Source organism: Myxococcus faecalis, assembly GCF_050039385.1.
Taxonomy (GTDB): Bacteria; Myxococcota; Myxococcia; order Myxococcales; family Myxococcaceae; genus Myxococcus; species Myxococcus fulvus.
This window is the reverse complement of record NZ_CP144336.1, coordinates 2,310,882-2,334,907: the sequence shown is the minus strand read 5'-3', so window position 1 is coordinate 2,334,907 and position 24,026 is coordinate 2,310,882. Positions and strand designations below refer to the sequence as shown.

Annotated in this window: 24 protein-coding genes; 14 read left to right on the top strand and 10 right to left on the bottom strand. The window is 70.1% G+C overall.

From position 1 onward, the window contains the following. Positions 1 to 89 precede the first annotated feature (89 nt). Entirely contained in the window at positions 90 to 1,214 is a 1,125-nt protein-coding gene (locus tag VZQ01_RS09150) for a hypothetical protein (protein ID WP_426747575.1), read from the top strand. Between the two features lie 242 nt (positions 1,215 to 1,456). Continuing rightward, on the top strand, positions 1,457 to 2,521 hold the full coding sequence (locus tag VZQ01_RS09145) for a hypothetical protein (protein WP_223750254.1): 1,065 nt from the start codon (positions 1,457 to 1,459) through the stop codon (positions 2,519 to 2,521). Between the two features lie 106 nt (positions 2,522 to 2,627). Here the strand turns inward: VZQ01_RS09145 and VZQ01_RS09140 are convergent, their stop codons facing one another. Together VZQ01_RS09140 and VZQ01_RS09135 are read right to left on the bottom strand one after the other, a co-directional pair. After that, positions 2,628 to 3,605: a PLP-dependent aminotransferase family protein gene (locus VZQ01_RS09140; RefSeq protein WP_426747573.1), complete on the bottom strand. Its 978-nt coding sequence runs from the start codon at positions 3,603 to 3,605 to the stop codon at positions 2,628 to 2,630. After that, the gene (locus VZQ01_RS09135) at positions 3,602 to 4,885 is read right to left on the bottom strand and encodes a radical SAM protein (RefSeq protein ID WP_223785477.1); all 1,284 of its coding nucleotides are present in this window, start codon (positions 4,883 to 4,885) and stop codon (positions 3,602 to 3,604) included. Before VZQ01_RS09135 ends, VZQ01_RS09140 begins: the two co-directional genes overlap by 4 nt. A 119-nt stretch (positions 4,886 to 5,004) precedes the next feature. Here VZQ01_RS09135 and VZQ01_RS09130 point away from each other — a divergent pair, with 119 nt between their 5' ends. Both VZQ01_RS09130 and VZQ01_RS09125 read left to right on the top strand, forming a co-directional pair. Next, on the top strand, positions 5,005 to 5,382 hold the full coding sequence (locus tag VZQ01_RS09130) for a GatB/YqeY domain-containing protein (protein WP_426747572.1): 378 nt from the start codon (positions 5,005 to 5,007) through the stop codon (positions 5,380 to 5,382). A gap of 253 nt (positions 5,383 to 5,635) precedes the next feature. Beyond that, positions 5,636 to 5,881: a DUF1272 domain-containing protein gene (locus VZQ01_RS09125; RefSeq protein ID WP_223785478.1), complete on the top strand. Its 246-nt coding sequence runs from the start codon at positions 5,636 to 5,638 to the stop codon at positions 5,879 to 5,881. Between the two features lie 98 nt (positions 5,882 to 5,979). Here VZQ01_RS09125 and VZQ01_RS09120 read toward each other — a convergent pair whose 3' ends face one another. Next, on the bottom strand, positions 5,980 to 6,885 hold the full coding sequence (locus VZQ01_RS09120; RefSeq protein WP_141324988.1) for a LysR family transcriptional regulator: 906 nt from the start codon (positions 6,883 to 6,885) through the stop codon (positions 5,980 to 5,982). 101 nt (positions 6,886 to 6,986) lie between these two features. On the opposite strand from VZQ01_RS09120, the gene VZQ01_RS09115 reads away from it, so the two are divergent. Next, complete coding sequence (locus VZQ01_RS09115) at positions 6,987 to 7,391, top strand: RidA family protein (RefSeq protein WP_141324986.1); 405 nt, start codon at positions 6,987 to 6,989, stop codon at positions 7,389 to 7,391. A 67-nt stretch (positions 7,392 to 7,458) separates the two neighbouring features. On the opposite strand, the gene VZQ01_RS09110 is transcribed toward VZQ01_RS09115, so the two are convergent. Genes VZQ01_RS09110 through VZQ01_RS09100 form a run of 3 tightly spaced genes read right to left on the bottom strand, consistent with a single transcriptional unit; the run spans position 7,459 to position 10,840 of the window. Next, entirely contained in the window at positions 7,459 to 9,900 is a 2,442-nt protein-coding gene (locus VZQ01_RS09110; RefSeq protein ID WP_426747571.1) for an ATP-binding cassette domain-containing protein, read from the bottom strand. A 56-nt stretch (positions 9,901 to 9,956) separates the two neighbouring features. Continuing rightward, entirely contained in the window at positions 9,957 to 10,382 is a 426-nt protein-coding gene (locus VZQ01_RS09105) for a VOC family protein (protein WP_223750260.1), read from the bottom strand. Between the two features lie 14 nt (positions 10,383 to 10,396). Next, positions 10,397 to 10,840: a helix-turn-helix transcriptional regulator gene (locus VZQ01_RS09100; protein WP_223750261.1), complete on the bottom strand. Its 444-nt coding sequence runs from the start codon at positions 10,838 to 10,840 to the stop codon at positions 10,397 to 10,399. Positions 10,841 to 10,966: 126 nt separating this feature from the next. Between VZQ01_RS09100 and VZQ01_RS09095 the strand changes: the two genes are divergently transcribed. The 6 genes from VZQ01_RS09095 to VZQ01_RS09070 are packed head-to-tail and all read left to right on the top strand — an operon-like array spanning position 10,967 to position 14,753. Continuing rightward, complete coding sequence (locus tag VZQ01_RS09095; protein WP_046711976.1) at positions 10,967 to 11,299, top strand: ArsR/SmtB family transcription factor; 333 nt, start codon at positions 10,967 to 10,969, stop codon at positions 11,297 to 11,299. Further along, complete coding sequence (locus VZQ01_RS09090) at positions 11,296 to 11,862, top strand: SRPBCC family protein (protein ID WP_426747570.1); 567 nt, start codon at positions 11,296 to 11,298, stop codon at positions 11,860 to 11,862. The genes VZQ01_RS09095 and VZQ01_RS09090 overlap by 4 nt, the downstream gene beginning before the upstream one ends. Positions 11,863 to 11,864: 2 nt before the next feature. After that, positions 11,865 to 12,278: a DoxX family protein gene (locus VZQ01_RS09085; RefSeq protein WP_223750262.1), complete on the top strand. Its 414-nt coding sequence runs from the start codon at positions 11,865 to 11,867 to the stop codon at positions 12,276 to 12,278. Further along, positions 12,275 to 12,784, top strand: coding sequence for a DUF1801 domain-containing protein (locus VZQ01_RS09080; protein WP_370640414.1), 510 nt, complete (start codon positions 12,275 to 12,277; stop codon positions 12,782 to 12,784). Before VZQ01_RS09085 ends, VZQ01_RS09080 begins: the two co-directional genes overlap by 4 nt. A 49-nt stretch (positions 12,785 to 12,833) precedes the next feature. Then, positions 12,834 to 13,400, top strand: coding sequence for a DUF1801 domain-containing protein (locus VZQ01_RS09075; RefSeq protein ID WP_426747569.1), 567 nt, complete (start codon positions 12,834 to 12,836; stop codon positions 13,398 to 13,400). A gap of 27 nt (positions 13,401 to 13,427) precedes the next feature. Beyond that, complete coding sequence (locus tag VZQ01_RS09070) at positions 13,428 to 14,753, top strand: thioredoxin family protein (protein ID WP_426747568.1); 1,326 nt, start codon at positions 13,428 to 13,430, stop codon at positions 14,751 to 14,753. 396 nt (positions 14,754 to 15,149) lie between these two features. On the opposite strand, the gene VZQ01_RS09065 is transcribed toward VZQ01_RS09070, so the two are convergent. Next, on the bottom strand, positions 15,150 to 16,742 hold the full coding sequence (locus tag VZQ01_RS09065; protein ID WP_223750263.1) for a PKD domain-containing protein: 1,593 nt from the start codon (positions 16,740 to 16,742) through the stop codon (positions 15,150 to 15,152). Positions 16,743 to 17,088: 346 nt separating this feature from the next. Here VZQ01_RS09065 and VZQ01_RS09060 point away from each other — a divergent pair, with 346 nt between their 5' ends. Beyond that, positions 17,089 to 19,701, top strand: coding sequence for an MXAN_6230/SCO0854 family RING domain-containing protein (locus VZQ01_RS09060; protein WP_426747567.1), 2,613 nt, complete (start codon positions 17,089 to 17,091; stop codon positions 19,699 to 19,701). A 10-nt stretch (positions 19,702 to 19,711) separates the two neighbouring features. Here VZQ01_RS09060 and VZQ01_RS09055 read toward each other — a convergent pair whose 3' ends face one another. Both VZQ01_RS09055 and VZQ01_RS09050 read right to left on the bottom strand, forming a co-directional pair. Then, positions 19,712 to 20,488, bottom strand: coding sequence for an SDR family NAD(P)-dependent oxidoreductase (locus VZQ01_RS09055; RefSeq protein WP_426747566.1), 777 nt, complete (start codon positions 20,486 to 20,488; stop codon positions 19,712 to 19,714). Next, the gene (locus tag VZQ01_RS09050; protein WP_426747565.1) at positions 20,488 to 21,156 is read right to left on the bottom strand and encodes an SDR family oxidoreductase; all 669 of its coding nucleotides are present in this window, start codon (positions 21,154 to 21,156) and stop codon (positions 20,488 to 20,490) included. The genes VZQ01_RS09055 and VZQ01_RS09050 overlap by 1 nt, the downstream gene beginning before the upstream one ends. Before the next feature lie 136 nt (positions 21,157 to 21,292). On the opposite strand from VZQ01_RS09050, the gene VZQ01_RS09045 reads away from it, so the two are divergent. After that, entirely contained in the window at positions 21,293 to 22,264 is a 972-nt protein-coding gene (locus VZQ01_RS09045; protein WP_426747564.1) for an AraC family transcriptional regulator ligand-binding domain-containing protein, read from the top strand. Between the two features lie 49 nt (positions 22,265 to 22,313). Next, positions 22,314 to 23,216 (top strand): SDR family NAD(P)-dependent oxidoreductase, encoded by a 903-nt coding sequence (locus tag VZQ01_RS09040; protein WP_426747563.1) that lies wholly within the window; start codon positions 22,314 to 22,316, stop codon positions 23,214 to 23,216. On the opposite strand, the gene VZQ01_RS09035 is transcribed toward VZQ01_RS09040, so the two are convergent. Next, positions 23,204 to 23,977, bottom strand: coding sequence for a Coq4 family protein (locus tag VZQ01_RS09035; RefSeq protein WP_223750269.1), 774 nt, complete (start codon positions 23,975 to 23,977; stop codon positions 23,204 to 23,206). The genes VZQ01_RS09040 and VZQ01_RS09035 overlap by 13 nt on opposite strands. Positions 23,978 to 24,026: the final 49 nt, after the last annotated feature.

Sequence of the window (24,026 nt, the reverse complement as noted above, 5' to 3'; positions counted from 1 at the left end):
GCGTCAGCGCCCGGGACGGGAGGTCCGACGTGGACGGTGACAGTTGCCATCGAGTAGAGGTTGGCTCTGGACCCACATCGGGAGCATGCGTGAGAATCGAGGGGCTGACCGGGCTGGCGGTGGTGATGTCGGTGCCCGCTTCCGTCCGGAAGAAGTGGAGCGCCCGTCGTCCGGAGGGGCAGGACGCTCCTGTCGTGGAGCTGCTCTTCGAACTGGTCGAACGCCCCCTGTTCGACATGGCGGCCACCCTCGACCCCGTCGAGCTTCGTGGCGCCGTCCCGGAGGCCGAGGCGCCCGAGCTGCGCGCGTTGCTCGAGTCGATGCTCGATTTGACGGTGTCGATGGGCGGGCGGGGCGTGCTGGCGGAGTTCGCCCTCGACGGCGAGGTGCGGTGCTTCCTGTGGGAGGAGCGCCATCGGGCGCTCCCGGTGCCCCATGAGGACCGTCGGGTGAAGACGGACTTCGTCACGCTCCAGAAGCACCTCCGGGAAGAGGTGCTCCAATACGAGCCACCCGAACCCGAGGTGGGCACGCTGCGGTGCTCGTGTGGCGCTCCCGTCGCGGCGGACGACGAAGCCTGCCGGGCCTGCAAGCGCGACTTCACCGCGCCGCTGGGTATCGAGTCTCGTCCGGAGGACTTCGAGCGGCTGCGGCCCCTGCGCACCCGGCTGATGGAGCTGAACGTTCGGCTGCCCGACAAGGACGTGTTCCGGGCCAACGTGTTCCGGCCGAGCAACGCCTTCGAGATGCTGACGTTGGAGGAGCTGCTTCCCGAGGCGGGGCTCGAGCTGACCGAGCCGGGCGAGCTGCGCCGGCGCGTGGAGCTGCTCGAGGAGGTCGAGCAGTGGCCCAAGCGTTACCGGCTTCCCGGCGTGCCGGCCACCTCGGCCTTCGCTTCGTGGTGCGATGCCCTGGCGGAGCTGAAGAAGCCCGCCGTGAGCAAGGTCCTGGAGCAATTGGCCCGGGAACAGGAACATCGCTTCAAGGAACTTGCTGGCATCGTCCCCGATTCGCCGGGCTGGCATGCCGCGGGAGAGCTCAGCTTCAGCTCGTTGCCCATCCTGTTCGCGTACAAGCAGGAGCAGATTCTCGATGCGCTGGACTTCGTCCGTCGCTTCGCGGGGGCCAAGGTCGCGCTGTCCGAGCGGTTCCTGGGCGTCTTGCTGCGCATCGCGCCCGAGCGCGTCTCGGAGAAGGAGCGCAAGCGCCCCTGAGGCGCGCCCGTGCGTTGACGCTGGCGCGCGAGGCCTGGGGCGCGGCGAAGGAGCGCGGGGAGCTGGCCGCGTGGCTCTCGGCCCCGGCGAGGCCACCGCGAAGTGGCGGTGGCACCCGCGTAGGGGGCTCGCCATGACGGCCCTGTCACGAAAGGACGGGTCCTGCTCCGCGCCTCCAGAGGGAGCGGCCCCTGCGCCCGATCTTGCAATGAAGCCCCGGCTCATTGGCCAAGGGGGTTCCCATGCGATGGATTCGCGCGTTGACACTGGGTGGTTTGACGTGGGTGGTCGGCTGTACCGAGAGCAAGGTCGCGGATGACCTGGACATCGTCCTGAAGGGGCGCCTGGTCGACGAGGCGGGCGCGGCGTTGCCCGAAGCGATGTTGAAGGTCTACCGCAGCGACAACTCGTCGTGTGCGTTCGCGGGCTTCACGGCGAGCTGGAAGTCGGTGAAGGCCCGCGCGGATGGCACGTTCGAGTTGGACCTGTTGGGAGCGGACACGCGCAACGGGAGCATCGCGCGCTGCTTCGTCCTCCGCTCGCCGGCGCAGCGTGAGGGTCGGAGCGTCTCCGCCGCGTTCCTCGTGCAGGAGTCGGAGGTCCAGCTGCCCGTGCTGCAGGAGTGGACCGGCACGATGACGGCCACCGAGGAGGCGGGAGGGGTGAGCGTGGGCTTCCGCTCCCTGCGCGCGACGCACGGGCTGGAGAGCGATGGGCACGTGTTGTCCGTGCGCCCCTCGCTGCGTGAGGCCTGGCGGGTGACGGATGCCGTGTCGCCCGTGCGCCTGAGCGACTACGTCCTCGAGGACGCGGCGGGGCTCGAGGCGTTCGTCAGCGTCGAGCGTGACGCGAAGGCGGGCTCGGAGTCGGTGAGCCTCACCTATGTCAGCGATGAGCGGGCCCTGCCTCGCCGGGCGCTCGTCCCCGTGAGCCGTGGCGCGACGTGCACGTACCTGAACGCGGAGACGCCGTGCCGCCTCACGAACGGAGAGCTGGATGGGCTCGTGCTCTTCCAGACGGGCGTCCAGGAGGTCGTGGTGCAGCTGGCCAGGCCGGTGGTGCCACGCAAGGCGGTGCTGCGCAACTTCGAGGTTTCCGGCGCCGTGAACGAGCTGGTGCTGGAGGGCAGCGCCGACGGCACGCAGTGGGTGCCCCTGGCCAACCTGCTCGAGGGCACGGGCGCGCGGCCCTTCGTGGAGGTGGACCTGACCGGCACGACGGCCGTGTCCCAGGTCCGGGTGAAGGCGGTCCCGCGCGAGACGACGGGGCAGCTGCGCTCGCTGGGGCAGCTCTCCCTCTTCGAGTAGCGACGGCTTCACGAGAGAGGGCGCACCGGTCGCGGGAGAGGCCCGGTGCGCCCGCGGGCTGGGTGTCAATACAGGCCGCGCTGCGTGAAGAACCACCGCCGTGCCATCAGGTCGCTCGTGCCGACGGCGCGGCGGGGAGGCTCGAGAGGATGCTCAGCGCCTCGGGGCCGCCGAAGACGGACGCCGGCACGCCGAGGACGCCCTGCTCCAGCAGTTCCTCGAACGAGCACTGTGACGTGGCGAAGTATCCGATGCAGCGCGAGGCGCGCAGCTCGGGCCTGCGGGTGGTGAGCGCGTCCAGTGCGCGCGCATGCTCGACGAGACGTGCTCGGACCTCGGTGGGACGCGCTGCGTGCTCGGTGAGCGCGGCGTAGCCGATGCGCAGCTTGCGCTCGTCCTTCGGCAGCGGCGCGAAGGCGGCGCGCATGTCCTCGCGCCACCGCGATGGTGTGATGCACAGCCCCGCGTGGTCCGGGATGAGCCAGCCCTTCGACAGCGAGACGAGGACGAATGCGAGCTCCTCTTGCATGAGCCGCAGGACCCACGGCGCCGGAGGTGTCGCGTACGCGGAGTCGATGAGCAGCACCCGCTCCCCCGGCTCGGCGCGGACCCACGCCTCCACCTGCTCGGCCTCCTCGCGTCCGAGCTCGCGCCCCCAGGGCTTGAGCGGCTCGCACATCAGGAGCGCGTCGCAGGCCTGGAGCGCGGGCAGTCCCTCGCGCGAGGCGTAGCGAACGACCTGGACACCTGCTTCGTCGGCGAGCTGCAGGTACACCGGGTACACGTCCTCGGGGACGCCGAGGCGCGCCCGCCGGGACGCGAGCCACCCGAACAGCGCGCGCAGGGAGCGCCGCACCCCGTGGCTGACCTGCGTTCGCGCCTTGAGCCCCGCGTCGAGCCCCAGGTGCGCGAGATAGCGCTCGGCGAGGTGACACCGGTAGGGCGACTCCGCGTGGGTGGAAGGCGCGATGGGCGCGAAGCCAGGCCCGAGGCTCCGGTAGACGTTGAGCTCCGCCAGGTCGATGAGCCCGGGCCGCTTCGCGCGCCACGAGTCCCGCAGCGCGAGGAAGTCCTCGTGTCTCATCCGCGCAGCTCCGAGGCGGGGTCCTCGAGCGAGGCGAGGCAGGTCCCATCGCTCATGAGGTTCCACGAGCGGACCTTCCGGTGCGTGCGCTCCCAGCCGACGGACGGCTCCGTGTACGCCGCCACGCGCAGCACCCGCCCCGCGACTTCTCCCTCGAACACGGGGCTTCCCCACGGGAGCGCGTCGACCTGCGTGAAGCCTCCGACCTCCATGGCGTGGAGCACGAGCGCGAGCGGCACCTGATGCGCCGCGCAGTACTGGTTCGCGGCGCTCGGCGCCCATGCGTTCTCGGAGAGGCTGGAGACGTAGAGCTCCTTGAAGCAGACCTCGTGGAACCCGTCGCGCGCGCTGCGCTCCAGGTAGGCGAGGACCTTGGGGACGTCATCCACGCCGCCCCGCTGGAGGACGCAGATGGCGCGGCTGCGCAGCCCGAAGGCCCGCGCGAGCGCACCCGAGTCCACCGACAGGCCCATGATGCGCGCGTCGTCCTCGCGCGTGACGCCGTGACGACTGACGGCCAGCGTGGTGAGGCCCTCGTCGCGCAAGGCGTGCAGCTGCCCCGCATCCAGGCGCGCGCCGTTGGTGATGAGGAGCGTCTTCGGGAACCGCTCGGCGAGGCCGCGCACCAGCGAGCGCAGCGGGCCGGGGGCCATCAAGGTGGGCTCGCCTCCACCGGTGATGACGGCGCGCTCCGCCCCTCGGGCGCGGGCGAGGTCCGCCCAGTGCAGCTGATGTTCGAGCGAGGCGCTGCGCTGCCGCGCCAGGTCGGAGACGCTGGCCTTCGAGAAGCAGAACGCGCACTTCGCCTGACAGGCCTTCGCCACGGGCAGCACGGAGAAGGAGCGGGGGCGGCAGTCCTCCCACGGCGCGAGCCCCGTGTCGTCCAACTGGAAGGCCTGCGCGGTGACCTCCTCGTGGAGGGTGGGGCGCAGCGTCCCGTCGTCCTCGACCCACGCGACGCCGCTCAAGGGGACCTCGGGCGAGGGCCACCGCCAGCCGATTCCCGTGCCCGTGGTGTCGTTGGGGCGCATCGCCCGCTCACCCGACGTGGGCAGCCGGGCGCGCAGCGCGACGACGCGGTCCTTCGCGCGGCCGAGCTTCGCGACGAGCCGCCGCGCCTTCGCGAGCCCCGGCGTCCAGGGCTCGTCCTCCCTCAACATGTAGAACGCGTCGGGGAAGGTCGACTCGGCGATGGACGCTTTCGAGTACCGCATGCGGTAGCGATCGAATCCGCGCAGCCAGTTCGAGAGCGGAATGAAGGCGACGAAGGCGGTGTCCATGACGTCGTCACTCTCTCAAGCTCCAGGCTTCGTGTCAAATCGACACAAAGTTCGGGCGGGGAGGGGAGCGCCTGGTGGGTTGCCTTGAGTGTTCGGGTGGGGACCTCTACGGTGGGCCGATGAGAACGGTGGGTGACTGGAAGACGCGGCTGCGGGCCGCGCTCAAGGATGCGCTGAGGGACAGGAACGCGGCGGCGGTGGCGGTGCTGCGGGAGACGCTGGCCGCGCTCGACAACGCCGAGGCGGCGGACCTGAGCGTCGCCCCCAAGGCCGTCACGGGGGTCGTCGCGGGGGGCGTGGAGGGGCTGGGCAGCGGAGACGTGCCGCGTCGGCTCCTGTCACCGGAGGCGGTGGATGGCCTCCTCCAGAAGGAGCTCCAGGAGCGGCGGGAGGCGGAGGCCCTCTACGTCAAGCTGGGCAAGCACGAGGAGGCGCGGACGTTGCGCGCCCAGGTGGAGCTGCTCCTCGCGCTTCGGGCGGAGCCCTCGGGCGACTGACCTTCGTCAGCGCGCGCCATCCAGGAGCGCCGCGAGCGCTTCCGGTTGGGATGCGAACGGCGAGTGAGGGGACTCCAGGGCGAGTTCTCCGATGTTCATCCGACTCTCCTGGGGGCCACGCCAGCCCCTGACACCCGTGGCAAGGTCAAGCGCTCCTGTTAACGGGCAGCGGGGCTTCGCGCCGGGGCCGGGGAGATTGCACCGGTCGCGTCCCCGTGTTTCGTTGGGTCCCGACGCCCAGGAGGTCTCCCTCGTGCTGCAGCTCCGCCCCGGCTGTGAGTGTTGTGACCGTGACCTGCCGCCCGACGCGACGGACGCGTTCATCTGCACCTTCGAATGCACGTTCTGCGCGAACTGCGTGTCGGAGCGCTTGAAGGGTATCTGCCCCAACTGCGGCGGTGACCTCACGCCGAGGCCGCGCCGGCCCGCCAGCAGGCTCGCCCGGTTCCCCGCGTCCACGGAGCGAGTGTTCAAGCCGCAAGGCTGCGCTCCGCGCTGAGGCGCGGCAATCGCGGGTGACGCTGGCCGAGGATGGGCCGGACGCCGTGGTGGCGCGCCTGGGCCTTCCCGCCCGGGTTCGCGTGGCGGCGACCCACGTCAGCGCGACTTCGGCTTCCAGCGCTCGACCATCAGGTCGATGAGGCGCCGCACCTTGGCGGGCAGGTGGGTCTTGCTCGGGTAGAGCGCGGTGATGCGCACGGTGCCCGTCTCGACGGAGGGCAGCAGCGCCCGCAGACGCCCTCGCGAGAGGTCCGCGTCGACGAGGAAGCCGGGGAGGAACGCGACGCCCATCCCGGCGACCGCCGCGTCACGCAGCGCCTCGCCGCTGTCTAGCCGGAGGCGGCTTCGTCCCTCCACGTGGACCCAGGAGCCGCCCTGCTCACGCAGGCGCCAGCGCTGCCTGCGCGCGCGGCTGCTGAAGAACAGGCAGTCGTGAGCGGACAGCTCCTCCAGCGTCCGGGGCTCTCCACGCGCGGCCAGGTAGGTGGGTGAGGCGCAGAGGATGGCGGGGTACTCGGCCACGAGCCGGGAGACCAGGCGCGTATCCGTATGGGTCGCCTGGATGCGCACGGCCAGGTCGTAGCCCTCCTCGATGACGTCCGCGACGCGGTCGCTGAAGCTCACCTCCGCCTGCACCTCGGGCCACATCCGCAGGTAGTCCCGCAGCACCGGGAGCACCAGCAGCCTGCCGAACGCGTCCGGCACGGTGAGGCGCAGGACGCCTCGCGGAGTCCCCGTGTGCTGTCCGACGCTGGCCTCCGCTTCCTCCAGCGCGGCGAGGACCTGCTGGCAGTGCTCATGGAAGACGCGGCCATCGTCGGTGAGGCTCACATGGCGCGTGGTGCGGTGGAGCAGGCGCACGCCGAGCCGCGACTCCAGCCGGGCCAGCGCCTTGCCCGCGGCCGAGCGCGTCAGTCCGATGGCCCGCCCTCCCGCGACGAAGCTGCCCGCGTCCACGACGGACATGAAGGCGAGGATTTCGTCGAGGTTGGCGCGCTTCATGGGCCCCACGATTGTAGCGGCCTCATCGCTGGAGTGGGGAACACCGTTCGTCAATCCCAGCGCTATAGGGTCATGACATCGCCAACCCCAGGAGAACCGCCATGCCCGTCACGCTGCTCAACCCCGATGGAATGATGAAGCCCGAGCTCTACCACCAGGTGTCCATCTCCACGGGCTCCCGGCAGGTCCACATCGCCGGTCAGGTCGCCTACGACGCGGAGGGGAAGCTCGTCGCGCGAGGAGACCTGGCGGGGCAGGTGGCGCAGTCGCTGCGCAACGTCGGCCTCGCGCTCGCGGCGGCCGGAGCCTCGTTCAGCGACGTGGTCCGCTTGAGGTTCTACGTGGTCGGTTGGAAGCCCGAGCAACTGCCCCAGTTCGGCGCGGGTGTTCAGCAGGTCGCGCAGGAGCTGAAGTTCGTCCCCGCGCCGGCCTCGTTGATTGGCGTCAGCGTGCTCTTCGAGCCGGACATCCTCGTGGAGGTCGAAGCCACCGCCGTCCTGCCTTGAGCCATCGCCTCGGCAAGGCTCCGTGTCCCTCGCGTTGGGAGCACGGAGCCTTCGTGGGAGGCCGCGACTACGAGCGCCGCGCCGCGCGCCCCCGGGGAGCTTCCGGCTTTCCGCCTCCGACCTTCGTGCCCGAGGCCCCGCCGACATACGCCGCCAGATGCTGCCCGGTCAGCGTGGCCTTCGCGGAGACGAGGTCCGCCGGCGGCCCCTGGAACACGATGGTCCCGCCGTCGTGCCCCGCGCCCGGACCCAGGTCGATGATCCAATCCGCGTGCGCCATGACGGCCTGGTGGTGCTCGATGACGATGACGGACTTGCCCGAGTCGACCAGCCGGTCCAGCAGCCCCAGGAGGTTCTCCACGTCGGCCAGGTGCAGGCCCGTGGTCGGCTCGTCGAGCACGTAGACGCCGCCCTCCTCACCCATGTGCGTCGCGAGCTTCAGCCGCTGCCGCTCGCCGCCCGACAGCGTGGTGAGGGGCTGGCCGAGCCGCAGGTAGCCCAGCCCGACGTCGTTCATCCGCTTCAGGATTTCATGCGCGGCCGGCGTGCGCGCCTCCTTGGAGCCGAAGAAGGTCGCCGCGTCCTTGACGGGCAGGTCGAGCACCTCGGCGATGTTGAGCGCGCCCAGCCGGTACTCCAGCACCGCCGCCTGGAAGCGCTTGCCCTCACACTCCTCGCACAGCGTGCTGACCCCCGCCATCATCGCCAGGTCCGTGTAGATGACCCCGGCGCCGTTGCACGTGGGGCAGGCGCCCTCCGAGTTCGCGCTGAACAGCGTGGGCTTCACGCCGTTGGCCTTGGCGAAGGCCTTGCGAATCGGCTCCAGCAGCCCCGTGTACGTCGCCGGGTTGCTGCGCCGCGAGCCGCGAATCGCGCTCTGGTCCACCGTCACCACGCCCTCACGCCCCGACACCGAGCCGTGGATCAGCGAGCTCTTCCCGGAGCCCGCCACGCCCGTCACCACCACCAGCACGCCCAGCGGGATGTCCACGTCCACGCCCCGCAGGTTGTGCGCCTTCGCCCCGCGCACCTTCAGCGCCCCCGACGGCTTTCGCACCGAGGGCTTCAACGACGCGCGGTAGCCCAGGTGCCGTCCGGTGAGCGTGTCGCTGGCGCGCAGCCCGTCGACGGTGCCCTCGAACACCACCGCGCCACCGGCGGTGCCCGCGCCCGGGCCGATGTCCACGACGTGGTCCGCGATCTCGATGACCTCCGGCTTGTGCTCGACCACCAGCACGGTGTTGCCCTTGTCGCGCAGGCGCAGCAGCAAGTCATTCATCCGCTGGATGTCGTGCGGATGCAGCCCGACGGTCGGCTCGTCGAACACGTACGTCACGTCGGTGAGCGACGAGCCCAGGTGGCGAATCATCTGGATGCGCTGGGACTCGCCGCCCGACAGCGTCCCCGACGGACGGTCCAGGCTGAGATAGCCCAGGCCAATCTCCACGAACGAGTCGAGCGTCTGGCGCAGCGTGGCCAGCAGCGGCGCGACGGAGGGCTCGTTCAGCCCGCGCACCCACTCGGCCAGGTCACTCACCTGCATCGAGCAGGCCTCGGCGATGTTGATGCCCTTCACCTTGGAGGACCGGGCGGCCGCGTTGAGCCGGGTGCCTGCGCACTCGGGGCAGGGCGTGAAGGTCACCGCGCGCTCCACGAAGGCGCGGATGTGCGGCTGCATCGCCTCCTTGTCCTTGGACAGGAACGACTTCTGGATGCGGGGCACCAGGCCCTCGTAGGTGAGGTTCATGCTCTCGAACTTCACCTTGGTGGGCTCCTTGTAGAGGAAGTCCTCCAGCTCCTTCTTCGTGTACTTGCGGATGGGCTTGTCCGGGTCCAGGAAGCCCGAGTTCGCGTAGATGCGCACCTGCCACCCGTCGGCGTTGTAGCCGGGGATGGTGAGCGCGCCTTCATTGAGCGACTTGCTGTCGTCGTAGAGCTGGCCCAGGTCGATGTCCGTCACCGAGCCCATGCCCTCGCACCGGGGACACATGCCGCCGGAGATGGTGACCACGCGCTCCTCGACCTGGCCCTCGCCCTTGTCGACCGTTATCTGCCCCGACGCGCGCGCCGACGGGATGTTGAAGGAGAACGCGTTGGAGGAGCCGATGTGCGGCTTGCCCAGGCGGCTGAACAGCACCCGCAGCCTCGCGTTGGCGTCCGTCGCGGTGCCGACGGTGGAGCGGGAGTTGGCGCCCATGCGCTCCTGGTCGACGATGATGGCCGTCGTCAGGCCCTCCAGCACGTCCACCTCGGGCCGGCCCAGGGACGGCATGAAGCCCTGGACGAACGCGCTGTAGGTCTCGTTGATCATCCGCTGGGACTCGGCCGCGATGGTGCCGAAGACCAGCGACGACTTGCCCGAGCCGGAGACGCCGGTGAACACCGTCAGCCGGCGCTTGGGGAGCTCGACGCTCACGTCCTTGAGGTTGTTCTCCCTGGCGCCCCGGACGCGGATGAGGTCGTGGCGGTCCGCGGGATGCGCGGGAGTGGAGTGCTTGGGCTCGGTCATGACAGGGGTACCAACGGCGAACGGGTGGGGTGTGGGGACGACGGGGGCGGGCTTGCTCAGCCCGCGTTGCCGCGCAGGGGGAAGGCCTGGCTGATGCGGATGAGGTTGCCGGCGGGGTCTCTCACGGCGCAGTCGCGTACGCCCCAGGGCTGGTTCGTGGGCTCCTGCACCACGTCCGCGCCCGAGGCGCGCAGCTTCTCGAAGGTCTCCGCGAGGTTGGCGCTGCTGAACAGGGCGCCGCCCAGCGTGCCCTTGGCGAGCAGGCGCGCGATGGCGTCACCGTCCTCCTTCGTGCGGCCGGCGTGCGGCTGGCTCAGGACGATCTGGATGTCCGGCTGCGCGGGAGGCGAGAGGGTGAGCCACCGGAACGCCTCGTGGGAGACGTCGCCGATGAGCTTCAGGCCCAGCAGGTCGCGGTAGAACGGCAGCGCCTTGTCCGGGTCGTCGACAATCAGGTGAACGGTGGTGAGCTTGAGGGTCATGACTCCACTGTGGGTCAACGGGTGGGAGGGTGCTTCTCGAATCCTGCTCGGCGGGGGCGCGTCCGCTCCTTCTGGATGCAGGCGGGCAGCACCTGGTCCTCGGTGTGCTGCTTCGCGCGGTAGTCGGACGGCGGCATGCCCACCAGTCGGGTGAAGCTCGCGCTGAACGAACCCAGGGAAGAGCAGCCCACCGCCATGCACACGTCGGTGACGCTCTGGTCCCCGCGCCGCAGGAGCGCCATGGCGCGCTCGATGCGGCGGGTCATCAGGTAGCCGTAGGGGCTCTCGCCGTATTCCTTCCGGAAGCGGCGCGAGAAGTGGGCGGGGGACATGGCGGCCGCCCGGGCCACCGACTCCACCGTGAGGGGACTGTCGAACTCCCGGTCCATCAGGTCTCGGGCGCGCCGCAGCCGCGCGAGCTCCGCGAGCTCGCACGCCAGGTCATCTGGGGTGGCCATGGCGCCGGAGGCTACGTCGCGAGCCGGGCATCTCGAAGCCAAAACCCCCCGATGTCCTGACAAGGTCCTGTCATATTTCCAGTACATGCCTTGACGGTTATATGAATACATGGGTATATATGCGGCATGGAATCCTCGTTCGGAATCATCGCGGAGCCCAACCGGAGGAGCATCCTCAGCCTGCTGGCCGCGTCGGAGTGCTCCGTCGGCGAAATCGAGCGGGAGCTGCGGATGTCCCAGCCCTCGGTGTCCAAGCACCTGCGGGTGCTGCGCGAGGCGGGCTTCGTGGAGTCCCGGGTCGAGGCCCAGCGACGTGTCTACCGGCTGCGGCCCGAGCCGCTCATGGAGGTCGACGAGTGGCTTGCGCCCTTCCGTCGCTTCTGGACGGCCCATGTCGACGCGCTCGAGCGCCATCTGGACCGTATGGAGCAGACCTCCAGCAAAGGAAAGAAGCGATGACTCACCGTGCGAAGTACACCCCCGGCCGCGCGGCCGGGGCCCACATCAAGAAGGAAGCGGAGCGCTGGACGCTCGTCCTCGTGCGTGACCTGCGCCACCCGCCCGTGAAGGTCTGGGAGGCGCTCACGGACCCCGAGCAGCTGCGGGAGTGGGCGCCGTTCGACTCGGACCGGAACCTGGGCGCGGTGGGCTCCGCGATGCTCACCACGGTGGGCGCGCCCAAGCCGCTCGTCGCCGAGACGCAGGTGAAGCGGGCCGAGGCGCCGAAGCTGCTCGAGTACAGCTGGGGCGGGAACGATGTCCGCTGGGAGCTGGAGCCGCGCGAGAGCGGCGGCACGCGGCTGACGCTCTGGCACAACATCCACCAGGGCTTCATCGCGATGGGTGCGGCGGGCTGGCACATCTGCTTCGACGTGTTGGATGGGCTCCTGGCGGGCGAGCCGCTGGGGCGCCTGGTCGGCCCGGAGGCGATGCGGTTCGAGGGCTGGCAGCGACTGCATGCCGAGTACGCCGAGCAGTTCGGCGTCGTGACCCCTGGACACACTTCTTCCCCGAGGAACTGAAGATGACGCGCTCGAAGAGAATCACCATCGGCTTCTGGGTTGTCACCGCGCTGTTCTGCTTGCAGATCGGCTTCACCGCCTACGCGCAGCTGAGCCTGCCGCAGGTGGCGGCGGCGTTCACCCACCTGGGCTTCCCCGACTACTTCCGGGAGGGGTTGTCGTGGGCGAAGTTCCTCGGGGTGGTGCTGCTGCTCGCGCCCGTGCCGGCGCGGCTGAAGGAGTGGGCCTACGCGGGGTTCGCCATCAACCTGGCCTCCGCGTTCATCGCGCACCGCGCGGTGGGGGACGGCCCCGAGGCGTGGGGTTGGGTGGTGGGGACCAGCGTGCTCTGGGGGCTGTCGTACTTCTTCTGGCGTCGCCTGCAGGCGGCTCCGGTTCCGGCCGCGGCGCCGGTGCTGGCCGGAGGTCACTCATGAAGAAGGGGGAGGGGCAGGCGAGCGGGGAGGCCGCGTCGAGGCTCATCGACCAGCGCATCCTCGACCTGGGGGACTGGCGGGGAGAGGCCCTGGCCCGGATGCGGAAGCTGATCCTGGAGGCCGTCCCGGAGATGACCGAGGAGTGGAAGTGGGGCACGCCGGTGTGGTCCTGCAATGGGATTGTCACGACGGGGGAGGCGTACACGAAGGTCGCGAAGCTCACCTTCATCAAGGGCGCCCGCGTCCCCGACCCGACGGGCATCTTCAACTCCAGCCTGGAGGGCAACGCGCGCCGGGCCATCGACATCCGTGAGGGGGAGAAGGTCGACGCGAGTGCGTTCAAGGCGCTGGTGAAGGCGGCCGCGGCCCTGAACAGTGCGCCGAAGAAGAAGGCCACGCCGGTGGCGAAGAAGGCGGTGGCGGCGAAGAAGGCCCCGGCGGCGCGGAAGCAGAGCGCCGTGAAGAAGGCCGCGAAGCCGAGCGGTGCGAAGGCGAAGAAGCGATAGGGTTCGGGGCGTGATGGCGCCCCACCCCCGTCATCCAGGAGTGCGCGACATGGTTGGCAAGACGGCCGCGAAGGCCGCGGCGAAGAAGGCCACTGCGAAGAAGGCCACGGCGAAGAAGGCCCAGGCCAAGAAGACCGCCGAGAAGAAGACCACGGCGAAGAAGCCAGCGGCGAAGAAGGCCACGGAGCGCAAGGCGACCTCGGCACCGGCCAAGGCGCCAGTCCTCCTCTCCGGAGGCAATCCGCAGATCGCGAAGGGGTACGGGGAGGCCCCCATCCAGGCCTACATCGCGGCCATGCCGGGCTGGAAGCGGGAGGTCGGCGCGCGACTCGACGCGCTCATCTCTCGCGCCGTCCCGGGAGTGTCCAAGGCGGTGAAGTGGAACTCGCCGATGTATGGCATCGAGGGCCAGGGGATGTTCCTCGGCATCCACTGCTTCGCGAAGTACATCAAGGTGGCCTTCTTCCGGGGCACGGCGCTGAAGCCCATGCCTCCGGGCGAGTCGAAGAGCCAGGACACCCGCTACCTCGACATCCGCGAGGACGACGCGCTCGACGAGGCCCGCTTCGTGTCCTGGGTGAAGCAGGCCAGCCAGCTCCCCGGCGAACGGATGTGAGCTGTCGCGGTGGTAGAGTCGCCTCCCATGAAGCGGCTCCTCCCCGTCTGCCTCATGGTCCTCGTGGGTTGTGCCACCACGAAAGCACGTCCCCCCGAGCACGCGGCGTTCATCCAGAACGACTACGCCGCGGCGCTCGCCCAGGCCCGGGCCGCGCGCAAGCCGCTCTTCATCGACTTCGGCGCGGTGTGGTGTCCGCCGTGCCGGACCATGGAGGCGCAGGTCTTCGCCGCGCCCGGCTTCATCGAGAAGGCGAAGGACTACGTCCTGCTCGCGGTGGATGTGGATGACCCCATCAACGAGCCGCTCCTCGAGCGCTTCCCGGTGGACAACCTGCCCACGCTGCTGGTGCTCGACTCCGAGACGGAGACGCCCGCGCTGCGCTGGATGGGCGGCGCCGGGCTGGAGGACGTGCTGGCGTTGCTCGACGATGCCCGGCGCGCATTGAGTGCCCAGGTGTCGGGGCCGGAATTGCTGCTGCTCGAAGGAGACCGCGCCCATGCCAGGCGGGAGCACGAACTGGCGGCGCGCAAGTACCAGGAGGCGGTGGCGCAAGGCTCCAAGCAGTGGAGCCGTCGTGCGAGGGCCGTGGAGTCCGCGCTCAACGCGCTGTGGAACGCCGAGGCCTTCCAGGCGTGCGCGGAGTACGCGGTGAAAGAGGTTCCGAGTCTCGACGAAGCGCGCAGGGCGGGCGCCGCGAGCACCGCCTACGCCTGCGCGAGGTACGCGGACGAGCCCAAGCCCTGGGCCGCGCCGGCCATGAAGGCGCTGGAGGTCTACTTCGAGAAGGCCTTCGAGCAGCTGCGCGAGCGCGACGCGAAGGGTCAGACGTGGCTCTACGGCTCCATGGCGGACCTGCTCGAGGAGCGCGGCGACAAGGAGGGGGCCCGGAAGCTGTCCGAGGAGTACTACGCGAAGGTGCTCGCGTATCGCGCCGAGGAGACCACGGCGCGGGGGCGGGCGGCGTGGGACCCTCCGCTCTACAGCGCCGCGGAGTCGAGCGGGCACCTGGCGGACACCCTCGCGCTCTTCGTCCAGACGGAGCGCGAGCTGCCCGACGACTTCTCCGCCAGCGCGCGGGTGGCCGCGAACCTCCGGGAGCTCGGTCGCTACGACGAGGCGCTCGCCGCGACGGACCGCGCGCTGAAGCGGGCGCAGGGAGGGCGACGGCTGGCGGTATGGCTGAGCCGGGCGCGGACGCTGGAGCGGGCTGGCCGCAAGGACGAGGCGCGCGAGGACCTGGAGACGGCGCTCGCGGAAGCGGAGCGGCTGCCCAGGATGCAGCGGGAGTTCTCCCAGTACGCGGTGGACGCGGTGAAGGCCGCGCTGTCCGCGCTCGACGCCGGGAAGTAGTGCCCCGCGCACTCGCGAGGCGTTCCAGCTCGGCATGGCTTGTATCGATGAGGCCGGCTGTCGCGGCCTTCCGTGTCGACGCTCGAGGTTGGCAAGGAGCGCCCCCTAGTCCACGGGCGCTCTCATCGGGCACGACGTGGATGGATGCGCGCGCCCGTCGCGGCCTTTTGTGTCCGCGCTCGACGCAAGGAAGTCGCCCCCGTGCGCCGCCGGTCCGTGCGCGCCACGTCGATGCAGGGTGTGCCGGCATGTCATGGCCGTCTTCTCGAGACGTAGGGCCACGGACGCTGGTGATGTTTGTAGGGGCGAGTCACACGCACTTCTGAACAGCGCCCTGACGAGGGACGCCCACGCCGACCCGAGACATGCTCGCGGGTCGGCGCGGATGCCTGGAACTCAGCGGACCTCGAACTCGTAGATGCGTGCCGCCGGCGAGAAGTCCTGGGTGGGCAGCGTCACATGGAGCCGGATGTAGCGCGCGGACGTGGCGGTGATGGGGTGGGTGGAGACGTTGGCGGTGTTGGCGCTCACCGTGACGACGGTGTTCCACGTCGTCCCATTGGTCGAAGTCTGGATGGTGAACGCCTGGGTGTTCCAGGTCGCCGTCTCACCGCCTGCCCCCGCGTGCTTCACGGTGAAGCTGCTGACCGTCTGGGCCGAGCCCAGGTCGACATCCATCCACGCCGGTGACGTCAACGAGCAGAACTTGTCGGTGGTTCCACCCGAGACACTCCCGTTGACCGCCTTGGCCGCAGTCTCGTTGCTGTTGCAGGGCGTGGTGCTGCTGGTGGGCTTGTTCAGCGCCAGGTTGATGAAGCCCGTGCCCACGGAGACCGTCTGGGTCCTGCTGTGGCTCGCCCCACCGTTGTCCGTGACCGTCAGCGTGACGTTGTAGTTGCCGCCACTCGCATACGTGCGCGCGGGGTTCGTCGCCGTGGACGTGGTGCCGTCGCCGAAGCTCCAACTGCGCGAGACGATGCTGCCATCGGCGTCCGTGGACGCGTCGCTGAACGTCGCCGTGAGCCCGCTGAGGGTGACGCCGAAGTTCGCCACCGGAGGCGTGTTGCCGCTGACCGCGGTGTTGATGGCCGCCGCGTACTGCGCGCTCGTCCCTTGCGCCGAGCACCGCTGGATGTCGTCATACAGCCACATGAAGCCGCCCGGGATGCCGGCATTGGCCTTCCATTGGGTCATCTTGGTCTGCACCGAAGCCGGGCTGTCACCCGACGCGCAGTTGGTGCCGTGCCGCGACCACAGGCCCGGGGACACCGTCATCCCCATGGCCGTGTTCCAGCTCGCCGGGTTGTTGCCCGCGCCGCCGTCGTAGACCTGGAGATAGATGCGGTCCACCGCGCTCCCCAGGTTGTTCCGGAGGTTGCGCCAGAATGTCTGCTGCGTGTACGGCACGAAGGCGATCTTGTAGCCCAGGCCGATCAGCATCTGCCCGAAGGTCGTCGTCGGAGCGAGGTCATACGCGCTCTCGTCGTCGAAGTTCACCGCGTCCGCGCCGGTGATGGTCTTCAGCACCTGGAAGTTGCGGTACAGGATGCTGTTGCTCCCGGTGCCGCAGACCAGCGTGGTGCCGCAGCCGGCGGCGGTGCCGTTGACCAGCCTCGCCATGCGCTCGAAGTCCGGGACGCTCCAGGCGCCGATGGACACCTCGATGCGATTGACCGACGTGGGCGCCCGCTTGAGCGTGGCCAGCCGCGTGGGCCACGCCGCGTCGCCGATGTACGCGCCATTCCGGACCACGGGGATGTCGTTGTAGACGAGGTCCCCGTTGTCCTCGATGTGGAAGCTCCACAGAATCACCGTGGTGAACCCCGACGCGCGCAGGTCATCCATCACCGCGGTGCCCCCGGAGTAGAAAGGTCCTCCACCATAGACAGCCGAGTGGGCCTGGGCGGCGGGCGCCAGGAGCACGCCCCAGAGCGTGGCGAGTGTGAAGAACAGACGGCTGGATACAGTCGACGGATTCGATTTCGACATGGAACAATCCTCGGCATGGGAATGACGCGATGGACTGCGATGCGTGTCTGGGTCTGAGAGGCATTGCGCCCGCCCACACCCTCACGTGCTCCAGATCGCCGGCGTCGGCGACGGCCCAACTTGAGAGGGGTGGGTTCACGCTGTCAATTCAACGTCGAGGATGTCTGGCGATGGTTCGCTGGCGCACGGCGTGAGTCCGATGCCCCGGTCTTTTTCCTCGTTGGCGGTTCCTGGTGAGCCCTGGTAGGATTCTCTGCGGGGCGGCTTTGGGTGTGCTTCCTTCTCACTCCTATGAGGTAGCTCATCCGCTCTCCGCCCCGCCTTTCCCCTCTCTCAGGGAGTCACCATGGGCGCCCCTTCGCTCCAACTCACGGGCGATTCCGCCGCGCTGTTGCTCTGGACCACGGGGCTCGTCTTTCCTCCCACGGGCCTGCCCGCCGGCGGTGACACGAAGGCACGCGAGGAGGCCCTGGTCGCGCTGGATGCGGACCTGGCGGGTGTCGGCTACGTGCTCGCGGGGGACCTCCGGGACGCGCTGCTCGCGCTCCCCGACGAGCCCCTGGCCGCGTCTGGCCGCTTCCTCTACGAGAACTGCGCGGCGACGGTGGGCAAGGACCGCCCCTTCGTCCCGCTGTTCCGCGCCTTCCCCCACAGCGTCCCGCGCGACACGCAGGCGCTGTTCGTCCAGCGCGTGCTGTCGTGGCTGTACCAGAACCCCGAGCAGCCGTGCATCCACTGCGGCACCCTGGGCTCGGTGCGCGCGCTGTCGCCGTGCGCCCACCTCGTCTGTGAGAAGTGCTTCGACGGCAAGGACTACTCCGCCTGTCCCATCTGCCGTCGACGTCTGTCGCCGACGGACCCCTTCCTGCAGCCCAAGGAACTCAAGGGCGCTTCGCGGACCGTCTACTCCATCCGTCGGAGCCAGTTGACGCGGTTGTCCCTGGGCACGGACCCCGAGGCCACCGCGAGCGGACTGATGCGACGGCTGGCATCGCGGTCCACGGTGCTCAACCCTCGCGACCTGGAGATCCTCAAGCGGCTCGTGTCCGCCTTCGGGCCTCGGGTGCTGGGCTGGCTGCCCCGGCGCATCCCGGTGAAGGAGACCCTGGCGCTCATCGTGGGGCACCTCCTCCGGGACCCCCGGACGGCGGGGGACGTGCTGGCCGGCGCCGCGGCGCACGTGAAGACCGCCACGGATGTGCTCCGCGTGCTGGTGGCCTGGGCGGGTGGCAACCCCGACCTCTCCGTCAAGGTGCCCTTGAAGAGCCCGCCGCGTCAGGTGCGGCGCGCCGTCCTCCGGATGATGGAGGGCTTCTCCCTGCTGAACGTCACCGAGGACGTCGGGCGCAACCCGGGCCTGTGGAAGGCCTTTGGCGGGCTGCTGCACGTCTTTGAGGAGTGGCGGCGTCATCCCAAGGTCTCGCTCGCGTTCGCCGTGCTGCGCGGGACGGTGCTCTCCGAGCAGACGCCGTTCGGCGCGACGCTGCTGGGCCTCACGCGCGAGCATCCCGAGTCCTTCCAGACGCGGGACGTCGAGGGCGGCGTCGTGGTGGAGTTCCGCTCCTGGACCTCGCGCGTCGAGGAGGCGCTGCGCGCGAGGGCGCTTCCGGGCGCGCTGACGCTGCTCCGGCAGCGGCCCGGTGAGCTGCTGCGCAGGTTGGACCATGTGAGCCGGCTCTCGGTGGCGCTCGCGGGCTCCGCGTCGCTGGCGCCGGAGCTGCTCGCGACGCTCGATGCCGTGCTGCCCCGGTCTCCGCCCGCGTTGCTGCTCGCCGCCTCGGCGCACCTGCGCAAGCGGCACCAGCCGTTCGCCCGGCGCGTCTTCTTCCCGAAGGGTGAGGCCACCCACGCCTGGGGCATGGAGGACCGTCGTCCGTTGCTCCCCGGGGATGTGATTGGCCAGCTGGTGGCGCCGCTGGAGCGGGAGCTGCTGCGACGGGCGGAGGCCCTGCCGTCCTTCCCCCAGGCGGTCATCGACGAGGCGCTCGGAGACCTTCTGGTGCCGATGGCGGAGAAGACGGCCTCGAAGGCGTTGGTGGCGGTGCCTCGCGGCAGCCTGCTGCCGATTCCGGAGGGGAAGGTCCTGCGCTTCTTCGTCCACTGGACGGAGCCCCAGAACACGTACGTCGACCTGGACCTGTCGGTGGCGCTCTACGACAAGAACTGGTGGCTGGTGGACCGGTGTGACTACACGAACCTGCGGCTGGAGGATGACGCCGCGGTGCATTCGGGGGATGTCACGTCGGGCTCTCCGCCGCTGGGAGGCGCAGAGTTCCTGGACGTGCACATGGAGCGCCTGCTCGCCCAGGGCGTGCGCTACGCCATCCCCGTGGTCTTCTCCTTCAACAGCGTCTCGTTCGACCGGATGGAGGACGCGTTCGCGGGCTTCATGGTCCGGGACGAGGTGGAGGGGGAACACTTCGACGCGCGCACGGTGGAGCAGCGCTTCGACTTGCAGGGGAGCGCGCAGATTTCGGTGCCGCTCGTCATCGACCTCGTCGAGAAGCAGCTTCGCTGGGTGGACGTGAAGGTCCCTCCCGAGGACGGCTTCCAGAGCGTGGCCCGCTCCCGGGGCGGACTCGCGCGCCTGGGCAAGGACACCCTGGCCTACTTCGGCACCGGCGCCCGGCCCACGCTGTGGGAGCTGGCGACCCTGCACGCCGCCGCGCGCAGCCGCACCGTGCACGTCCGGCGTCGGGATGGCTCCGTGTCCGTCCTGAAGCGGGCGGAGGACGAGGACACCGCTTCCTTCCTTCGCAGGCTGCGAGGCCTGGAGGCGGACTCCACCGCGCGGAGCTTCACGCCCGGCAAGGCGCCCACGTTCTTCGCGGGGCTGACGGATGTTCCCGCGCTCTCTCAGGGCAGCGAGGGGTATGCCCTGCGCTTCCTGCACACCTCCGCGGAGGAGGTCACCCGGCTGGGCGCGGGCGACCTGGTCTCCGCGCTGAAGAAGGCGTAGCGGCGCCGCCTCAGAAGGTCGGCAGGTCGTTGGCCAGATGGGACGACAATCCCCCGTCGACGACCAGCGTGGTGCCGTTGATGTAGCCCCCGGAGGGGCCCGCGACGAAGGCCACCAGTCGGGCCACCTCGTCGGGCGTGGCGAACCTCCCGGCGGGAATCCTGCGCAGCAGCTCCTCGCGGAGCGCGGGCGGCGCCTTCGCCAGCATCTCCGTGTCGATGTAGCCGGGGCAGATGGCGTTGCAGGTGATGCCGTGCGCGCCCCACTCGGCGCCGATGGACCTGGAGTAGCCCACGAGCGCGTGCTTGGTGGCCGCGTAGGTGGAGGAGAGCGCCCCGCCGAAGAGGCCGAGGGAGGAGGCGATGTTGACGATTCTGCCGAACCTCGCCGCCTTCATGCGCGGCAGGGCCCAGCGGCAGAGCTGGTGGACGGCGTCCACATTCACCCCGAAGAGCTGCTCCCACTCGCTCCGCGAGACCTCGTCGGCGCGGTGGAAGGGCCCGCCGAAGCCCGCGTTGTTCACGAGGACTCCTGGCACTCCCACGGTGGACTCCAGCCTCGCGAGCGTCGCGTCCAGCGCGGCCTCGTTCGCCAGGTCGCACGCGAAGGACCACGCCTGGGCTCCCGAGGCGCGCAGCTTCGCCTCCTGGCGGGCCAGGGCCTCCTCGTCCCGCGCGAGGAGGACGACGCGCAGCCCCTGCCCGGCGAGCACCTCCGCGATGGCCGCGCCGATTCCCCGGCTGGCCCCCGTGACGAGCACCAGGTCCGCGTTCGAGGGCGACGTCATCACAGGACTCCCTTCGAGGGGACCACGCGCAGCTCGTCCACGCGGATGTGCAAGGGCTTGCGGGCAATCTCCCAGATGGACTCGGCCACGTCGTCCACGGACAGCATGTCGGCGGGGCTGAACTCCGGACGCGTCTTCCAGAAGGCCGTGTACACGGCTCCCAGCGACAGCAGCGTGGCCCGGATGGCGTGGTCCTTTCCCTCCGCGTTCAGCACGCCCGTCAGCCCCCGGAGGCCATGCTTGGAGGCGGCGTAGGCGCCATTCATGGGCAGGGTGAGGTGGTCGCTCACCGAGCCGATGTGGACGATGCGCCCTCCGCCATGCGCCTTCATCCGCTTGAACGCCTCGCGCGCGCACAGGAAGGCACCCGTCAGGTTCACGTCCAGGCTCTTCCGCCAGTCGGCGAGCGAGGTCTCCTCGATGGGCGTGAAGGCCCCGAAGCCCGAGCAGTTGACCAGCAGATGAAGGGGCCCGTTGGCGGACGCCTTGTCGAACAGCGACCTCACGGAGGCCTCATCGGTGACGTCCACCCGCATCGAGTCGGATGACTCCCGCGTCACGTCCTCCGAGGCGCAGATGACGTGCAGTCCCTCCGCCCGCAGCCTGTGGATGACAGCGGCGCCGATGTTGCCCGTTCCGCCGACGACGATTGCATTCCGAGCGCTCATGCCGGCAGGCATACAGGCGGTCGTGGTCCGAGACCAGGGCCTTGCGTGAGGGATTGTCCTGGCGCGCGGGGGCACCGTCCGGGCGATTGGCGCGATCGGATTGGTCGCGCGCCAGGGGGCCCGTTACGCTTCTCCGATGAGCGGAGACCTCGTCCACCTCGCGCCCGACGTGGGCGTGCGTCTTGCCCGGCTCGGCGCGAACGTGGCCCACGCCACCGCCGCCGCGCGCGTGCCCGCTGGGGGCGCGATGAGCACCGCGCAGTTCTTCCACTTCTGGGAGGTGCTCGGGGAGTCGTCTCCGGCGGACATCGGGTTGCGCCTCGCGCGTGAGACGCAGGTGCACGAGTACGACATCTCCTCGCTGGCCGCGTTGCACTCACCGGACCTGGGCACGGCCCTGGGCAAGATCGCCCGCTACAAGCGGCTGTGCGGCCCGAAGGACATGTCCGTCGACACCCAGGGCGGCGAGGTCACCGTCCACACGACGTACCTGCACGCCTCCAGCCCCGCGCCCGCGCGCCTCGTCGATGCCTCGCTGGCCTCGTTGCTGGTGCTGCTGCAGCGCGGGAGCGGGTTGTCGCTGGCGCCCAAGCGCGTGGAGCTCCTCCGCGCCCGGGCGGACGAGCCGATGCTGATGCGCTTCTTCGGCTGCCCGCTGCGCTTCAAGGCGCGGCGCGACGCGCTCGTCTTCGACGCGAAGGTGCTCTCCACGCCCTTCGTCACCCACAACGCGAACCTGCTGCGGGTGTTGCTCCCCAGCCTCGACGAGCGACTCGCGCCCGTCGAGCAGGACTCGCTCGTCGAGCGGGTCCGCGCGGTGGTCGCCCGGCGCATGGCGGGGGAGCGGCCCAGCGTGGCGAAGGTGGCGCGGGAGCTGGCGCTCAGCGCCCGGACGCTCCAGCGTCGGTTGGAGGAGCACGGCCTGAGCTATCAGCAGGTGCTCGATGACGTCCGGCATCGCACGGCGCTGCGGCTCTTGCGCACCGAGCAGGTGGGCGTGGACGAGATTGCCTTCCTGCTCGGCTTCGAGGAGCTCAACTCCTTCACGCGGGCGTTCCGCGCCTGGGAGGGCACCACGCCGCACCGTTGGCGCGATTCGATGAGATAGTGGCGCGTCTGGATTTGAGGCGCGCGGGCTCGCGCCGCATCTTGAGCCCATGACCCAAGACACTTCGCAGGTGTGGTTCATCACGGGCAGCTCGCGTGGCCTGGGCCGCGCGCTCACCCTCGCCGTGCTCGCCGCCGGGCACCGCGTCGTCGCCACGGCGCGCAACCCCGAGTCGCTCGCGGACCTCGTTCGCGAGCACGGCGCGCGCATCCGACCGGTGGCCCTGGACGTCACCCAGCCCGAGCAGGCGGCGCGGGCGGTGCGCGAGGCGGTGGAGGCCTTCGGCCGCATCGACGTGCTGGTGAACAACGCGGGCTACGCCAACATCGACTCGGCGGAGGACCTGTCGCTCGACGACTTCCGCGCGCAGATGGAAACCAACTTCTACGGCGTGGTGCACGTGACGCGGGCGGTGCTGCCGGTGATGCGCGCGCAGCGCCAGGGGCGCATCCTCCAAATCAGCTCGATTGGCGGGCGGCGTGGCGGCACACCGGGCCTGAGCGCCTATCAGGCCGCGAAGTTCGCGGTCGCGGGCTTCAGCGAGGTGGTGATGAACGAGGTGGCGCCGCTCGGCATCCAGGTGACCATCGTGGAGCCGGGTGGCTTCGCCACGGACTGGGCGGGCGCGTCGATGACGATTCATCCCTCGAAGCCCGACTACCAGGCCACGGTGGGGGCGCTCAACGCGAGCGTGAGGGCCAACCCCGGCGCGGCGCGCGGTGTGCCCGAGAAGGCCGCGAAGGCGCTGCTGCGGCTCGCGGCGATGCAGAAACAGCCACGTCGGTTGCTCCTGGGGAGCGATGCCTACGCCCTCGCTGGCCTGACGCTGCGCGAGATGGGAGCGAGCGACGAGGCTCTACGGGAGCTCAGCGTCAGCACGGACGCTGAGGGGCTGCCGGACTTCGCGGACACGGAGGTGGGGCGGCGGATGCTGAAGCTTCACGGCCCCTGAGCGGCGGCGTGCGTGAAGAAGGCGGGGACGGAGCGGCCCGAGCAGGTGTTCTCGCCGGGATGCCCGGGCCGGAAGTCCGCCCGTGCCCCCAGGCCGAGTCGCTGCCGCAGCCCCTCCAGCGGCTCCTCCATCAGGGACTCGAGGCGCGCGCCCAGCAGGGCGGTGGCGGCGACGCCGCGGACGAAGTCGTGGGCCTGGATGCGCCCTTCGTAGATGTCGCGCAGGTGCTTGTACTTGTCGCGGAGGATGTCCGGGTGCACGGAGGCCGCCGCCAGGAACAGGGCGAGCGCGGAGGGCGCGAGTCCGAACACGAACGACTGGACGGCGACCTCGTCCGCGTCCGACGTCTCATAGGCGCCCAGGACGTGGAAGAAGTCGTGGCACTTGTTGAGCCGGTGGACGGCGTAGCGGGTGGGCGTCGCCTCCGGGTCGAGCTCGGCCTGGATGGGGAAGAAGTCCGGGGCCAGTCGGTAGTGCGCCATGTAGGCCGCGTAGCAGCGGCCGAACGAGCCTTCCGGCAGGGTGGAGAGGGCCTCGGGCTCGGGGAGGGCCGGGTCCCACAGCTCGGCGTGGAGCTCGCGGAACCCGGGCACCGACAGCAGCAAGGCATCACTGGCGGCGAGCAACTCGGGCTCGGTGAGGAAGGGGATGACCTCCCCCAGCGTCACGCGCTGGTTCACCAGGTCGCGGGCCTGCTCGACGAGCCTGGTCGGCTCTGCCAGAGGCGCCTCGAATGACAGACGGTCCGCACGAGTGTGCATGCCTCCCCCACTTGCACACGATAAGCCATCCCCCCAGCGCCTGTCATTC

What these genes read in the sequence shown, in the direction of transcription:
- VZQ01_RS09135 (WP_223785477.1), bottom strand. Translation starts at nt 4,885, where the DNA reads ATGGACACCGCCTTCGTCGCCTTCATTCCGCTCTCGAACTGGCTGCGC.
- VZQ01_RS09090 (WP_426747570.1), top strand. Translation starts at nt 11,296, where the DNA reads ATGACTCACCGTGCGAAGTACACCCCCGGCCGCGCGGCCGGGGCCCAC.
- VZQ01_RS09050 (WP_426747565.1), bottom strand. Translation starts at nt 21,156, where the DNA reads ATGAGCGCTCGGAATGCAATCGTCGTCGGCGGAACGGGCAACATCGGC.
- VZQ01_RS09075 (WP_426747569.1), top strand. Translation starts at nt 12,834, where the DNA reads ATGGTTGGCAAGACGGCCGCGAAGGCCGCGGCGAAGAAGGCCACTGCG.
- VZQ01_RS09070 (WP_426747568.1), top strand. Translation starts at nt 13,428, where the DNA reads ATGAAGCGGCTCCTCCCCGTCTGCCTCATGGTCCTCGTGGGTTGTGCC.
- VZQ01_RS09115 (WP_141324986.1), top strand. Translation starts at nt 6,987, where the DNA reads ATGCCCGTCACGCTGCTCAACCCCGATGGAATGATGAAGCCCGAGCTC.
- VZQ01_RS09085 (WP_223750262.1), top strand. Translation starts at nt 11,865, where the DNA reads ATGACGCGCTCGAAGAGAATCACCATCGGCTTCTGGGTTGTCACCGCG.
- VZQ01_RS09055 (WP_426747566.1), bottom strand. Translation starts at nt 20,488, where the DNA reads ATGACGTCGCCCTCGAACGCGGACCTGGTGCTCGTCACGGGGGCCAGC.
- VZQ01_RS09120 (WP_141324988.1), bottom strand. Translation starts at nt 6,885, where the DNA reads ATGAAGCGCGCCAACCTCGACGAAATCCTCGCCTTCATGTCCGTCGTG.
- VZQ01_RS09110 (WP_426747571.1), bottom strand. Translation starts at nt 9,900, where the DNA reads ATGACCGAGCCCAAGCACTCCACTCCCGCGCATCCCGCGGACCGCCAC.
- VZQ01_RS09060 (WP_426747567.1), top strand. Translation starts at nt 17,089, where the DNA reads ATGGGCGCCCCTTCGCTCCAACTCACGGGCGATTCCGCCGCGCTGTTG.
- VZQ01_RS09145 (WP_223750254.1), top strand. Translation starts at nt 1,457, where the DNA reads ATGCGATGGATTCGCGCGTTGACACTGGGTGGTTTGACGTGGGTGGTC.
- VZQ01_RS09105 (WP_223750260.1), bottom strand. Translation starts at nt 10,382, where the DNA reads ATGACCCTCAAGCTCACCACCGTTCACCTGATTGTCGACGACCCGGAC.
- VZQ01_RS09045 (WP_426747564.1), top strand. Translation starts at nt 21,293, where the DNA reads ATGAGCGGAGACCTCGTCCACCTCGCGCCCGACGTGGGCGTGCGTCTT.
- VZQ01_RS09080 (WP_370640414.1), top strand. Translation starts at nt 12,275, where the DNA reads ATGAAGAAGGGGGAGGGGCAGGCGAGCGGGGAGGCCGCGTCGAGGCTC.
- VZQ01_RS09100 (WP_223750261.1), bottom strand. Translation starts at nt 10,840, where the DNA reads ATGGCCACCCCAGATGACCTGGCGTGCGAGCTCGCGGAGCTCGCGCGG.
- VZQ01_RS09040 (WP_426747563.1), top strand. Translation starts at nt 22,314, where the DNA reads ATGACCCAAGACACTTCGCAGGTGTGGTTCATCACGGGCAGCTCGCGT.
- VZQ01_RS09035 (WP_223750269.1), bottom strand. Translation starts at nt 23,977, where the DNA reads ATGCACACTCGTGCGGACCGTCTGTCATTCGAGGCGCCTCTGGCAGAG.
- VZQ01_RS09065 (WP_223750263.1), bottom strand. Translation starts at nt 16,742, where the DNA reads ATGTCGAAATCGAATCCGTCGACTGTATCCAGCCGTCTGTTCTTCACA.
- VZQ01_RS09130 (WP_426747572.1), top strand. Translation starts at nt 5,005, where the DNA reads ATGAGAACGGTGGGTGACTGGAAGACGCGGCTGCGGGCCGCGCTCAAG.
- VZQ01_RS09140 (WP_426747573.1), bottom strand. Translation starts at nt 3,605, where the DNA reads ATGAGACACGAGGACTTCCTCGCGCTGCGGGACTCGTGGCGCGCGAAG.
- VZQ01_RS09095 (WP_046711976.1), top strand. Translation starts at nt 10,967, where the DNA reads ATGGAATCCTCGTTCGGAATCATCGCGGAGCCCAACCGGAGGAGCATC.